Origin of the sequence: Rhodopseudomonas telluris (assembly GCF_042432815.1) — a bacterium.
GTDB classification, from domain to species: Bacteria; Pseudomonadota; Alphaproteobacteria; order Rhizobiales; family Xanthobacteraceae; genus Rhodopseudomonas; species Rhodopseudomonas telluris.
On sequence record NZ_JBHLWM010000001.1, the window covers coordinates 653549 to 665641 of the forward strand.

12 protein-coding genes and 1 tRNA gene are annotated in these 12093 nt (G+C 65.1%); 11 read left to right on the forward strand and 2 right to left on the reverse strand.

All coding sequences use genetic code 11. The annotated features are described in order from the left end of the window. Positions 1 to 88 precede the first annotated feature (88 nt). Together ACFFJ6_RS02985 and ACFFJ6_RS02990 are read left to right on the forward strand one after the other, a co-directional pair. Positions 89 to 165: transfer RNA gene (locus tag ACFFJ6_RS02985), tRNA-Pro, on the forward strand. A gap of 189 nt (positions 166 to 354) precedes the next feature. Then, on the forward strand, positions 355 to 1335 hold the full coding sequence (locus ACFFJ6_RS02990) for an NADPH:quinone oxidoreductase family protein (protein WP_378384193.1): 981 nt from the start codon (positions 355 to 357) through the stop codon (positions 1333 to 1335). Between the two features lie 12 nt (positions 1336 to 1347). On the opposite strand, the gene ACFFJ6_RS02995 is transcribed toward ACFFJ6_RS02990, so the two are convergent. Continuing rightward, a complete protein-coding gene (locus tag ACFFJ6_RS02995; RefSeq protein WP_378384196.1) occupies positions 1348 to 1503 on the reverse strand; it encodes a hypothetical protein in 156 nt (51 codons plus the stop codon). A gap of 151 nt (positions 1504 to 1654) precedes the next feature. Here ACFFJ6_RS02995 and ACFFJ6_RS03000 point away from each other — a divergent pair, with 151 nt between their 5' ends. From ACFFJ6_RS03000 to ACFFJ6_RS03025, 6 genes are all read left to right on the forward strand, one after another. Next, positions 1655 to 2248, forward strand: coding sequence for a cytochrome c oxidase subunit 3 (locus ACFFJ6_RS03000; RefSeq protein ID WP_378384198.1), 594 nt, complete (start codon positions 1655 to 1657; stop codon positions 2246 to 2248). 37 nt (positions 2249 to 2285) lie between these two features. Then, the gene (locus tag ACFFJ6_RS03005; protein ID WP_378384201.1) at positions 2286 to 2522 is read left to right on the forward strand and encodes a cytochrome C oxidase subunit IV family protein; all 237 of its coding nucleotides are present in this window, start codon (positions 2286 to 2288) and stop codon (positions 2520 to 2522) included. A gap of 104 nt (positions 2523 to 2626) precedes the next feature. Further along, on the forward strand, positions 2627 to 3079 hold the full coding sequence (locus ACFFJ6_RS03010; protein ID WP_378384203.1) for a c-type cytochrome: 453 nt from the start codon (positions 2627 to 2629) through the stop codon (positions 3077 to 3079). A gap of 37 nt (positions 3080 to 3116) precedes the next feature. Continuing rightward, entirely contained in the window at positions 3117 to 4463 is a 1347-nt protein-coding gene (locus ACFFJ6_RS03015) for a cbb3-type cytochrome c oxidase subunit I (RefSeq protein ID WP_378385712.1), read from the forward strand. Positions 4464 to 4526: 63 nt separating this feature from the next. Beyond that, positions 4527 to 5339 (forward strand): CbbQ/NirQ/NorQ/GpvN family protein, encoded by an 813-nt coding sequence (locus ACFFJ6_RS03020; protein ID WP_378384206.1) that lies wholly within the window; start codon positions 4527 to 4529, stop codon positions 5337 to 5339. 148 nt (positions 5340 to 5487) lie between these two features. Continuing rightward, the gene (locus tag ACFFJ6_RS03025) at positions 5488 to 7398 is read left to right on the forward strand and encodes a nitric oxide reductase activation protein NorD (RefSeq protein ID WP_378385714.1); all 1911 of its coding nucleotides are present in this window, start codon (positions 5488 to 5490) and stop codon (positions 7396 to 7398) included. A 10-nt stretch (positions 7399 to 7408) separates the two neighbouring features. Here the strand turns inward: ACFFJ6_RS03025 and ACFFJ6_RS03030 are convergent, their stop codons facing one another. Continuing rightward, positions 7409 to 8200 (reverse strand): HAD-IIA family hydrolase, encoded by a 792-nt coding sequence (locus ACFFJ6_RS03030; RefSeq protein WP_378385716.1) that lies wholly within the window; start codon positions 8198 to 8200, stop codon positions 7409 to 7411. Positions 8201 to 8558: 358 nt separating this feature from the next. On the opposite strand from ACFFJ6_RS03030, the gene ACFFJ6_RS03035 reads away from it, so the two are divergent. The 3 genes from ACFFJ6_RS03035 (at position 8559) to ACFFJ6_RS03045 (ending at position 12093) form a co-directional block, all read left to right on the forward strand. Next, entirely contained in the window at positions 8559 to 10121 is a 1563-nt protein-coding gene (locus tag ACFFJ6_RS03035) for an ABC transporter substrate-binding protein (protein ID WP_254983231.1), read from the forward strand. A gap of 75 nt (positions 10122 to 10196) precedes the next feature. After that, positions 10197 to 11177, forward strand: coding sequence for an ABC transporter permease (locus tag ACFFJ6_RS03040; RefSeq protein ID WP_378384209.1), 981 nt, complete (start codon positions 10197 to 10199; stop codon positions 11175 to 11177). Between the two features lies 1 nt (position 11178). Further along, positions 11179 to 12093 carry an ABC transporter permease gene (locus ACFFJ6_RS03045; protein WP_378384212.1) on the forward strand — a complete coding sequence of 305 codons (915 nt, stop codon included), beginning with the start codon at positions 11179 to 11181 and terminating at the stop codon, positions 12091 to 12093.

The following is a 12093-nucleotide window of genomic DNA, read 5'->3' on the forward strand; positions in this document are numbered from 1 at the left end:
GGACGGCGGCTTGGATAAAATCCTCGAATTGTCCCCATAGGAACGCTTGCGAAGCCGGAAGGCGGACGCTATAAGCCGGCCACCTTGTCGGAGTGTGGCTCAGCCCGGTAGAGCACTGCGTTCGGGACGCAGGGGTCGCAGGTTCGAATCCTGCCACTCCGACCAAGATTTCCCCGAAAAATCATCAGTCTGCACCCCCGGTGGCGAAGCCACGGGGCTCGTAAGATTGTCCTGCTTTTTGCACCCCGGTCGCGCCGCGGGTGCCCTTCATGTCGCTACGCCATGCGCTGGCGAGCCTGTTCACTGTCGCCGTTTTCCGGCTATGCAGGAGGCAGATCTCGCCAAGAGGATGACATGAAAGCAGTCGTGGTCGACGATTTTAGCCGCATCGAGAATATCGGCATCAAGGATGTGCCAGAACCTTTTCTCGCGCCCGGCATGGTGCGGGTCCGCATCCAGGCGGCCGCGGTGGGCTTCGTCGACGGGCTCAAGGTGCAAGGGCTTTATCAGACCAAAGATCCGTTGCCTTTCACGCCCGGAACGGAATTCTCTGGCGTCGTCGATCAGGCGGCCGATGGCGTGTCCGCGCCGCTGCCGGGGACACCGGTCATCGGGATGGCCCGGAACGGCGGTCTCGCCGAATACATCTGTGTGCCGGCGACGGATCTGATGGTGGCCCCCGAAGGGCTCGCGCCAGAGATCGGCGCCTCGTTCTTCGCCAACTATCTGACGGGTCTCTATGCGTTGCGCTACCGCGCGCGGCTTCAGGCCGGCGACATCCTGCTGGTTCTCGGTGCTGCCGGAGGTGTCGGCATTGCGGCGGTGCAGATCGGCAAGCTGCTCGGCGCGCGGGTCATCGCGGCGGCTTCAACCGAGGAGAAACGCCAGTTCGCCATCGAACACGGCGCCGATGCGGCCGTCGACTACACCCGCGCGGACTGGCGCGACCAGTTGAAAGAGCTTACGGGCGGGCACGGCCCCGACGTGATCTACGATCCGGTCGGCGGTGAGGTGAGTCTGCAGGCCTTCCGCTCGATCGCCTGGAACGGGCGCCACCTCGTGGTCGGCTTTGCGGCCGGCACGATCCCGGCGCTGCCGTTCAACCTGCCGCTGCTCAAGGGCGGCGCGCTGCTCGGCGTCGATCTGGCCCAGATCGCTCGTCGAGAGTCGGCGGTGCGTGACGAGGCGATGCGGCAGCTGTTTGCCTGGCTGCGCGATGGTGAACTCGTGCCTGTCGTCGGCCGGGTGTTTCCGTTCGCGGAGTTTCGCGATGCCTTCACGGCGATGACGACGCGCGCGGCGCTCGGCAAGATGGTGGTCAGGATCGGCGCGTAGTTTCACGCGCCACTATTGCGTGAGAAACAGCGACGTCGCCACGACGATCGTGACGACGATCGCCGTGACCGTGCCGCCTGTCCGCAGCGCGCCGATCGACCGCATCGCCGCGGCGAACACGATGATGATGGCGGTGACGACGATCAATCCCCATTGCGCTTCGGTCATGGCGGCCTCCGGTCGGCGTAACGTGGCGAGACCCTAGCGGCCGCGGGTCGATCGTGTTTGCCGCAGCACAACCTTTCGGGCGATCGGCGGAAAATGCCGCGAGCTTGTGCCGCGACAAACGGCGAGTCGGATCGACCGTTACGGTCGCGCCATGACCTCCTGTCCCCCTGCGACCATGGCCGACGTGCCGACGGCGGCGTCCGAAGCCTCCGTGCTGGACTCGCTGCCCGGCCATCCGATGATCTGGCTGCTGATCTTCAGCGAACTCGCCGCGTTCGGCGCGCTGCTGGTGGCGTTTGCGGTGGCGAAGGCGCTCGACCCTACTACATTCGCAGCGGGGCAGGCGCAGCTCGATCCGTTGATCGCGTCTGTCAACACCCTTTGTCTGATCACGAGCGGCTGGTGTGCGGCCCGCGCCTGCGCCTCGGCCCAGGCCGACGCGCGCGCCGCCGCCCGGCGATGGCTCGCGGGCGCCGGCCTGCTCGGCGTTCTCTTCATCGCACTCAAGCTGGTCGAATATGCCGACGAGATCGGCCGCGGTATCGACGTCGAGACCAGTGCGTTCTTCACGCTGTACTTCCTGCTCACCGGTTTCCATCTGCTGCACGTCGTGCTCGGCCTCGTCATTCTCGCCGTTGTGGCCTGGCGTGCCGAGCCGGCCGATGTCGAGACCGGCGCCGCGTTCTGGCACATGGTCGACCTCGTCTGGCTGATGTTGGTCCCAATCATCTATCTGATGCGGTGAGGGGATGATGCGGCTCTCTGATCGACGCGATCGCGCCTTGCCGGCATTGCTGATCCTCACCGGAGTAACCATCGCGCTCAGCCGCGGTCCGGCCGCTGGCTTCGTCGGCGGCGCGCTGCTGATTGCGATCGCTGCGGTCAAGGCCCGGCTGCTCGTGCTTGATTACTTCGGCTTCCGAAATGCCGCCGGTCCCTGGCGTGCCATCCTTTGGGTGTGGATCGGCTTCGTCGCGCTCGCCGCGCTGATCCCTGGCCTCGCGCAACTCCTGCGCTGATCGCCTTGAACGTTGTGCCAGCACAACGTTGCTGTTGCCGCCTTCGATAGCATCGGTTGCGAAGCTGCAAGCTCCACATCCTCCGCATCGAAAGGAACCTCGTGATGGCCGAGCGCCTCACCAAATCCGCCGCCCGCAACGTCTTCTTCGGCGGCTCGGCATTCTTCTTCGCGATCTTCGTCGGCCTTACCGCGCACAGCCATTACTACATCGTGACGCGGTCGACCGATGCGTCGACGCTGACCGCCGCGGTGGCGCGCGGAAAGCACATCTGGGAGAAGAATTCCTGCATCAATTGCCACACGCTGCTCGGTGAAGGCGCCTATTACGCGCCAGAGGTCGGCAATGTCTGGGTCCGCTGGGGCGGTGACAAGGATCCCGCGCAGGCCCGCGAGATGCTGAAATCCTGGATGGCCTCACAGCCCTCCGGCGTCGAAGGCCGTCGCCAGATGCCGCAATTCCATCTGAGCGATCAGGAGGTCAACGACCTCGCCGATTTCCTCGAATGGACCAGCCGGATCAAGACCCAGTCCTGGCCGCCGAATAACGCCGGCTGATCCGCCTTCAATCGCCCTTCATCGGAAGACCGTCATGATCAAATATCAAACCCAGAAGGTCGCGCTGCTGTATTTCTACGGCGCGCTGACGCTGTTTCTCGCCCAGGTCTCGTTCGGTGTGCTGGCCGGCACGATCTACGTGCTGCCGAATACGTTGTCCGAATTGCTGCCCTTCAACATCGTCCGGATGATCCACACCAACGCGCTGATCGTCTGGTTGCTGATGGGCTTCATGGGCTGCACCTATTATTTGGTGCCCGAGGAGAGCGAGAACGAGCTGTTCAGCCCGTTCCTCGCCAAGCTGCAATTCTGGCTGTTCTTCGGTGCGGCCGGCGCCGCGGTGGTCGGATATCTGTTCCACTATCACGAAGGGCGCGAATTCCTCGAGCAGCCGTTCGTGATCAAGATCGGCATCGTCGTGGTTTGCCTGATGTTCCTGTTCAACATCACCATGACGGTGCTGAAGGGGCGCAAGACCACGGTGACCAACATCCTGCTGTTCGGGCTGTGGGGCGTCGCGATCTTCTTCCTGTTCTCGTTCTACAACCCGGCCAATCTCGGGCTCGACAAGATGTACTGGTGGTACGTCGTTCATCTCTGGGTCGAGGGCGTCTGGGAATTGATCATGGCGTCGGTTTTGGCGTTCCTGATGATCAAGCTCAACGGCATCGACCGTGAAGTGGTCGAGAAATGGCTCTACGTCATCATCGGGCTCGCGCTGTTCTCCGGCATCCTCGGCACCGGCCATCATTATTACTGGATCGGCGCGCCGGGCTATTGGCAGTGGATCGGCTCCTTGTTCTCGACGCTCGAAGTCGCGCCGTTCTTCACCATGGTGATCTTCACCGTGCAGATGACCTGGAAGGCCGGCCGCAAGCACGAGAACCGCGCCGCGCTGCTGTGGTCGGTCGGCTGCTCGGTGATGGCGTTCTTCGGTGCCGGCGTCTGGGGCTTCCTGCACACGTTGTCCAGCGTGAACTACTACACCCACGGCACCCAGGTCACCGCGGCTCACGGCCATCTCGCCTTCTTCGGCGCCTATGTGATGTTGAACCTGGCGATGATGACCTACGCGATCCCGCAACTGCGCGGCCGCGCGCCCTACAACCAGATGCTGTCGATCGCCTCGTTCTGGCTGATGTGCACGGCGATGAGCGTGATGACCTTCGCGCTGACCTTCGCCGGCGTCATCCAGGTGCATCTGCAGCGCGTGCTCGGCCAGAGCTTCATCGAGGTGCAGGATCAGCTCGCTCTGTTCTACTGGGTGCGGCTCGGGTCCGGCGTCTGCGTGCTGATCTCCGCGCTGATGTTCGTCTGGGCGATTCTGGTTCCCGGACGCACCAAGCAGGCCGCCCTCAGCGGCGCCCTGCAACCGGCCGAATAGGCCGAACTGGCGGCCAGGATGACGCCGTGGCCGCCAGTCTTTTCCTCGTTGGGAGACATCGCCATGAAGCCCGCCTTGCATGCCATCGACGCCAACGCCCCCCCGCTGCCTTACTACGCGCCGGCGGGGCACGAATGCGCCCTGTTCGAGCTGGCCTGGAAGCGGCGGGTGCCGCTGCTGGTCAAGGGGCCGACCGGCTGCGGCAAGACACGCTTCGTCGCCCATATGGCGGCGAAGCTTGGCCTGCCGTTGTTCACCGTGTCGTGCCACGACGATCTCACCGCCGCCGATCTCACGGGCCGCTATCTGCTCAAGGGCGGCGAGACGGTGTGGGTCGACGGGCCGCTGACCCGCGCGGTGCGGCAGGGCGGCATCTGCTATCTCGACGAGGTGGTCGAGGCGCGCAAGGACGTCGCGGTGGTGCTGCATCCGCTCGCCGACGACCGCCGCGTACTGCCACTCGAGCGCACCGGCGAGCAGCTCATCGCACCGCCGCATTTCATGCTCGTGGTGTCGTACAATCCCGGCTACCAGAGCCTGCTCAAAGCGTTGAAGCCGTCGACACGGCAGCGCTTCGCCGCGATCGAATTCGGTTTCCTGCCGCATGCGCAGGAAGTCGCCGTGGTCGCTGCCGAAAGCGGGCTAGTGCCGGAGCGCGTCGCGCCGCTGGTGACGCTCGCGGCGCGGCTGCGCCATCTCAAGGGCCACGATCTCGAAGAGGGCGTCTCGACGCGCCTGCTGGTGTACTGCGCCAGCCTGATCGCCGAAGGCCTGCCACTCCGCGACGCCGTGCTCGCGGCCATGATCGAGCCGCTCACCGACGATGCGGACGTCAAGGCGGCGCTGATCGAAGTCGCGCAAGCGGTGATCGGCTAGCTCATGCCTCTCGTCACTCCGGGACGCCGCGCAGCGGCGAACCCGGAATCCATACTCCCAAGCAGGGGCTATGGATTCCGGGCGCGCGCCAAGAGGCGCGTCCCGGAATGACGGAGGAGAGGTGATACCTGTTGATTGGACGACGACGATGCTCGACTTCCTCGAACTCGAAGAAACCGTCGGCCGGGCCTGGCACCGAATGGTTGGGCGGGCGGCGAGTTACGCGGACTATCCGGAGGCGGCGGCGTTGCTGAGTGACGAGCGCGGTGCGCTCGGCGTGATGTATCGCGGGCTCGGTGGCGAGGTTGGCGTCCAGCTCGCGCCGGCCGGAGCGCGAACATCCGGTCATCGGCTCGGCTGGAAGCAGCGCATCGGCCTCGGTGAAGAACGGTTGGCGCAGCCCGGTCGCGACGAGGCGACGTTGTTCCTGCCGGAGCGGATCGCGCTGTTTCCGGATGCGGCGCTCAATCGCGCGTTGTATCGCTGGCTCGCGGCGTGGTTCGCGGTGGGGTCGGAGGAGGCGATCACCGAGACTGATCCGCTGCGTCGGGATCTCCGCGTGCTGCGCCGCGCGGAGCAAACGACGCGCGCTGTACTCGCGGCGTTTCCCGGTCTGAGCAGCGTATACGCCGATCTCGGCTGTGCTTTGGTGCAAGCGCGGCCGAGGCGGTCCCTGTCGCGTATCGAGCGCGACATTGAAACGCTGATCCTTTCGCTGCTCGGAGCCGATGCGCGGCCCGATCCTGCGCTATGGCGGATCATCACCGGCGATGCAGAGCTGCCGCCGAAGGCGCCGTCCGTCTATCAAACGTTTCTGCCGTGTCCGATGTGGGGTGAGGTTTGGACTCGTCCGGATGATGCTTCTCGCCGCGAGGCCGACGAGCCGGGCGACACCGCGGCGCGCCAAACCTCGGAGCCGCGCCGCAAGGCCGCCAAGCGCAAGACCAATGACGGCCCGCAGCGCGATCCGCTGGCGCTCAACCGATTCGAGAAGATCCTGGCGATGGCCGAGATGGTCAACGTCGATCGCCCGACCGATGAGGACGACGACGAGCATGCCGATCAGGCCGCTGACGATCTCGATGAGATCACGCTCGGCAGATCCACCAAGAAACCGTCGAGTAAGTTCCGCTTCGACCTCGATCTGCCGCCGCAGGCGGTCGAGGCCGGGCGACGCACGGCTGGCAAGCTGTATCCGGAGTGGGACTACAAGCGCGCCGCCTATCTGCCGGATCACTGTCGCGTCGTAGCCGGGCCAGCCTCGGCCACGGGCGAAGTCTGGCACTGCAGCGACGCGACGCGCGCGCTCATCGAGCGGGTAAAGCGCCAGTTCGAGACATTGCGGCCGCGACACGAGGTGCTGCGGGCGCAGCCCGACGGCAACGATCTCGATCTCGACGCCGTGGTGCGGGCGCGCTGCGATCTGTCCGCGGGCAGCGCCGGGTCGGAGCGGCTGCATCTCGCCGCGCGGGCGCAGGCGCGCGATCTCGCGGTGACGCTGCTGGTCGACGTGTCGCTGTCGACGGATGCGTGGATCGACAATCGCCGCGTGCTCGATGTCGAGAAGGAAGCGCTGATGGTGCTGGCCCACGGACTCGCCGCTTGCGGCGATGCTCACAGCATCCTCACCTTCACGTCGCGGCGCCGCGACTGGGTGCGGGTCGAGACCGTGAAGGCGTTCGGCGAACAGATGGGGCCGCTCGTGGAGCAGCGGATCGCCGCGCTGCGGCCGGGCTACTACACGCGGATCGGCGCTGCGCTGCGCCACGCCACTGCCGAACTCGCCGCGCAGCCGCAGCGCAAGAAGCTGGTGCTGCTGCTGACCGACGGCAAGCCGAACGACGTCGATCACTATGAAGGCCGTTTCGCGCTGGAGGACAGCCGGAAGGCGGTACAGCAGGCGCGGCGCAGCGGCGTCGCGGTGTTCGGCGTCACCATTGATGTCGATGCGCAGGATTACTTCGCGCCACTGTTCGGCCGTGCCGGCTATGCGATTGTCGGCCAGGTCGAGCGACTGCCGTCCGCGCTGCCGCGGATCTATCAGCACCTGATGCGCTGAGCCGAGAGGACTAGGTCGCGCCGACCTCGTCGATCAGGTCGCGCAGGTTGGCGATGATCCGATCCGGCGTTACACCCGCCACCGGAGTATGAGGCAAACCTGTGGCAACCAGAAACGACCGAATTCCGGCGCGCTGACCCGCGACGATGTCAGTTGCGACTTGATCGCCGATCATGATGGTCTCGGATTTGCCGGTGCCGACATGTGCCAGCGCCGCCTCGACCATGAACGGCTGCGGCTTGCCGACCACGATCGGCACGACCGCAGGCACCGCGGCAGTCACGGCTGCGCCGAGCACGCCGACGCAGGGCTCGAAGCCGTCGTCGGCGGGCGTCAGCAGGTCGGGGTTGGTGACGACGACGCTTGCGCCGTTCAGGGCCGCGCGAACCGCGGTGCGTAGCTTGTCGTAGTTGAGCGCGTAGTCGAAGCCGAGCACGACGACGTCGGCGTCGTCGCCGGCCAGCGTGTAGCCGGCTTCTTCGATCGCTTCGAACAGCGGCGCCTCGCCGATCGCGAACACGCGCGTGCCCGGTTGCCAGCGCTGCTGCATCAGGCTGGCGGTGGCCGACACGGCGTTGAACACCTGCGCGGCCGTGGTCGGCACGCCCATGCGTTCGAGCTTGGCGGCGAATTGTGCGGCTGACTTGGTCGCGTTGTTGGTGACGAAGGCGTAGGGCACGCCGCGTGCGTGCCAGACTTTGAAGGCCTCGATTGATTCCGCGATCGGCTGATCACCGCGATACAACACTCCGTCGAGATCCGAGATGATACCCCGGATCGCAGTTCCGTCTCCGCCGGCCACAGCCAAATCGCGTCTCCTTCTGCTCATGATCGCCCGGGACGATAGGCGAGGGGACTCACGCAGGCCATTTCTGCCCATGCACCGTTCATGTTCTGCACGTCGAAAGGGCGTTGTGCGCGCGCAATAAGCCGCACTGCAACAGCACATCCGACCCGGAGTCCGGTTCATGCCTGCGGGAGAAGCGTGAGCAACGGAATCGTGGAGCAGCGGGTATCAGGCCGCGCGGGCAGTTGGTCTAGGCTTCACAGTGTCACGGGGACGATGCCGCCCCGGTGTCCTTGCTCTGCGAGCGAAGCGACTGAACGCGGTCCGCGGCATTCGGCGTCACCTGATAATCACCCCGAGGGGAAAGGGCACCATGATCAATCGCAGAAACCTGTTGCTGGGCGGCGCCGCGGGGGCGGCCGCGCTGGGATTCGGCCGCGTCGATCCCAATTTCCTGTTCAACTCCGCCTTCGCGGCGGAAGGCCGGACGCTGCGCTTCCTCGGCGCCGAGGCCCTCACCGGCAACTGGGACCCGACCACCCACACCAATCTCGGCCAGCTGATCGTCGAAGGCTTCGTGTTCGGCTATCTGACCCGCGCGCCGATGAAGCCCGAGAAGCCGGACGAGCTGATCTTCGAACTCGCCGAGTCGCTGACGCCGATCGATCCCTTTACCATGGAAGTGAAGCTGCGCAAGGGCGTCAAATTCCACAACGGCGCGCCGTTTACCTCGGCCGACGTCAAGGCGACCTATGAATACGGCTGCCTGCCCGACCGTCCGGCGCAGTGGTACCCCGGCCTCGTCAAGGTCGACATCGTCGACGACTTCACCTGCCGCATCAACACCAAGGAGCAGGGCTACCCGGCGACGCTGTTCTACTACCTGTCGTCGTTCCTGCCGATCATGTCGGCCAAGGACGTCGCCAACAAGGCCCAGCTTTCGGCGCGCATGAACGGCACCGGCCCGTTCATGTATGTCGAGCAGAAGGGCGACACCACGGTGCTGAAGGCCAACCCGGACTTCTTCATGGGCGCGCCGAAGATCCCGGGCGTCGAGTACAAGTTCGTCGGCGACACCACGACGCGCACGCTGTCGCTGCTCAACGGCGAGGCCGACATCATCGAGCGGCTCGAGCAGGAGCAGGTCGAGACCATCTCCAAAGACAAGCGCTTCAACATCCACAAGGCGATCTCGGTCGAGAACAAATATCTGTTCTTCCGCTGCTCGAAGAAGCCGTTCGACGATCCGCGCATCCGGCTCGCCGCCTGCCATTCGATCGACCGCAAGCAGATCCTGGAAATTCTCGGGGTCTCGGGCACCTTCTCCAAGGCGCATATCTCTCCGGTGAAGTTCGGCTATGCCGAGGTCGCCGACTATCCGGAATACGATCCGGACAAGGCGCAGAAGCTGCTCGCCGAGGCCGGCTTTCCGAAGGGCGCGGGCCTGCCGGAGCTCACTTACTACACCTCCGTCGGCTTCTATCCGAAGACCAAGGAATACGCCGAGCTGATCACCGGCATGCTGCAGGAGCAGGGCTTCAAGGTGAACCTGCAGACGCTGGAAGTCGCGGCCTGGGGCAACCTTTTGTACGACAAGCCCGGCGGCGGCGAAGGCAACATGATCGACTGCGGCTGGTGCACCGGTTCGCCGGAGCCCGATCTCGTCCTGCGCACGCACTTCCACTCGTCATCGAAGCGCATCACCGGCATCGTCGACAAGGAAATCGACGCAGTGCTCGACAAGGAGCGCAACGCGCCGTCTCTGGAAGAACGTAAGAAGATCCTGCAGACCGAGACGTTGCCGACCATCGCCAAGAAGGCTCCGGCGCTGGCGCTGTTCACCTCGGTGTTCATCCACGCTTACAGCAAGAAGCTGGACGGCCTCTACATCTACCCGAACGGCATGCAGGACATGACCAAGGCCACGCTGGCCTGATCGGTCACCAACGCGGCGGACCGGGGGGCATCCCGGTCCGCCGTGCCTTCTTCTGACGATGGACAGGACGCCTTCATGTTGATCCTCGAATTCCTGATCAAGCGGATTCTGCAGGGCTTCCTGATCATCGGCATCACCTCGTTCATCATCTTCACGCTGCTGCGCGTGGTGCCGGGCGATCCGGTGCGGCTGATCGTCGGCGGCATGGCGCCGGCCGACGTGGTCGAGAAAGTCGCCACCAAGATGGGGCTGCGCGACCCGATCATCGTCCAGTATGGGCGCTACATGGCGGGGCTGCTGCAGGGCGACCTCGGTCAATCCTATCTGCGGCCGCGCAGCGGCATGGTGGCGGCCGGCGGCCAATATGTCGATCCGACCAAGTCCGACATGGCGCCGGTGACAGACCTGATCCTCGAGCGCCTGCCGTTCACGCTGCAGCTCGGCGCCGTCGCGCTGGTGTTCGCGCTGCTGCTGTCGTTCCCGGTCGGCATCGCCGGCGGGCTCAGACCCGACGGCTGGCCGAACAAGCTCGCGTTCGGCCTGCAATCGCTGTTCGTGTCGATCCCGAATTTCTGGCTGGCGATCGTGCTGATCCTGTTCCTGTCGGTGAAGCTCAATCTGCTGCCGGCGCTCGGCTATCAGGGCTTCTCCTATGTGCTGCTGCCGGCGCTGGTGCTGTCGGTGGAGATCGCGCCGTTCATCATCCGCACGCTGACCACCTCGTTCGGCGAGGTGATGCAGGCGCCGTTCATCGACGAGGCGCGGGTGCGCGGCCTGTCGCGGCGGCGCATCGTCTATGCGCACGCGCTGCGCAATGCCGCCGTGCCGCTGGTCAATCTGCTCGGCATCCAGCTCTCGACGCTGATCGGCGGCGTGCTGGTGATCGAGTATATCTTCGACTACCCGGGCCTCGGCAACCTGACCGTGGTCTCGGTGGTCGGCCGCGACTTTCCGGTCATTCAAGGCATCGCCATCACCACCAGCGCGGTGTTCGTGTTCATCAACATCATCGTCGATCTGGTCGCCTATCTGATCGATCCGCGCGTGGAGCTTTGAGATGACGCTGGCCTCGACCGTGACCATCGCGCCCGAGCCTGCCGCCGCGACGCAGTCGGTCAATCGCCGCATCCTGTCGGCCGCCTGGGGCATGACCAGCTTTCGGATCGGGCTGTTCGTGTTCCTGGCGCTGCTGCTGGCGTCGGCGATCGTGCCGGAAATCTCGTCGATGAGCGCCACCAAGATGGTGGTGAAGGACAAGTTCCTGCCGCCGCTGTTCCTCGGCGACAAATGGAGCTGGGGTCACCCGCTCGGCACCGACCAGCTCGGCCGCGACATGCTGCTGCGCTGCCTGATCGGGCTCCGCTACTCGCTGCTGATCGGCATCGTCACGGTGCTGCTGATCTTCATCATCGGCTGCGGCCTCGGCCTGTTCGCCGGCTTCAAGGGCAAATGGTGGGACACCATCATCATGCGCATCACCGACGCGCAGCTCTCGATCCCGATGATCATCCTGGCCATCACCATCCTCGGCGTGTCGCGGCCGACGGTGCCGACCATCATCATCGTGCTGGCGCTGTCGGGGTGGCCGCTCTACGCCCGCGTGGCGCGCAGCGCCGCCGTGACCGAGCGCGGGCTGGAATATGTCCGCGGCCTGCGCGTGCTCGGCGCCGGCGACTGGCGCATTCTGCTGTTGTTCGCCGCGCCCAACATCCTGCCGCCGATCGCCTTCGTGGCGGTGCTCGACGTCGCGCGCATGATGATCTTCGAGGCGATCCTCGGCTTTCTCGGGCTCGGCATCCAGCCGCCGACGCCGAGCTTCGGCAGTATCATCGCCGACTCGCGCAAATATCTGATCAACGCCTGGTGGATCGCCACCAGCCCCGGCGTATTCCTCGCGATCGCGCTGACATCGATCAACCTGATGGGCGCCGCGCTCGAGAAGGCCCGCAACCGGGTGTACGGAGGCCTGTGA

Bases quoted from the DNA above. Each gene is read 5' to 3' on its own strand.
- ACFFJ6_RS02990 (WP_378384193.1), top strand. From the start codon at position 355: ATGAAAGCAGTCGTGGTCGACGATTTTAGCCGCATCGAGAATATCGGC.
- ACFFJ6_RS02995 (WP_378384196.1), bottom strand. From the start codon at position 1,503: ATGACCGAAGCGCAATGGGGATTGATCGTCGTCACCGCCATCATCATC.
- ACFFJ6_RS03000 (WP_378384198.1), top strand. From the start codon at position 1,655: ATGACCTCCTGTCCCCCTGCGACCATGGCCGACGTGCCGACGGCGGCG.
- ACFFJ6_RS03010 (WP_378384203.1), top strand. From the start codon at position 2,627: ATGGCCGAGCGCCTCACCAAATCCGCCGCCCGCAACGTCTTCTTCGGC.
- ACFFJ6_RS03020 (WP_378384206.1), top strand. From the start codon at position 4,527: ATGAAGCCCGCCTTGCATGCCATCGACGCCAACGCCCCCCCGCTGCCT.
- ACFFJ6_RS03025 (WP_378385714.1), top strand. From the start codon at position 5,488: ATGCTCGACTTCCTCGAACTCGAAGAAACCGTCGGCCGGGCCTGGCAC.
- ACFFJ6_RS03035 (WP_254983231.1), top strand. From the start codon at position 8,559: ATGATCAATCGCAGAAACCTGTTGCTGGGCGGCGCCGCGGGGGCGGCC.
- ACFFJ6_RS03040 (WP_378384209.1), top strand. From the start codon at position 10,197: ATGTTGATCCTCGAATTCCTGATCAAGCGGATTCTGCAGGGCTTCCTG.
- ACFFJ6_RS03045 (WP_378384212.1), top strand. From the start codon at position 11,179: ATGACGCTGGCCTCGACCGTGACCATCGCGCCCGAGCCTGCCGCCGCG.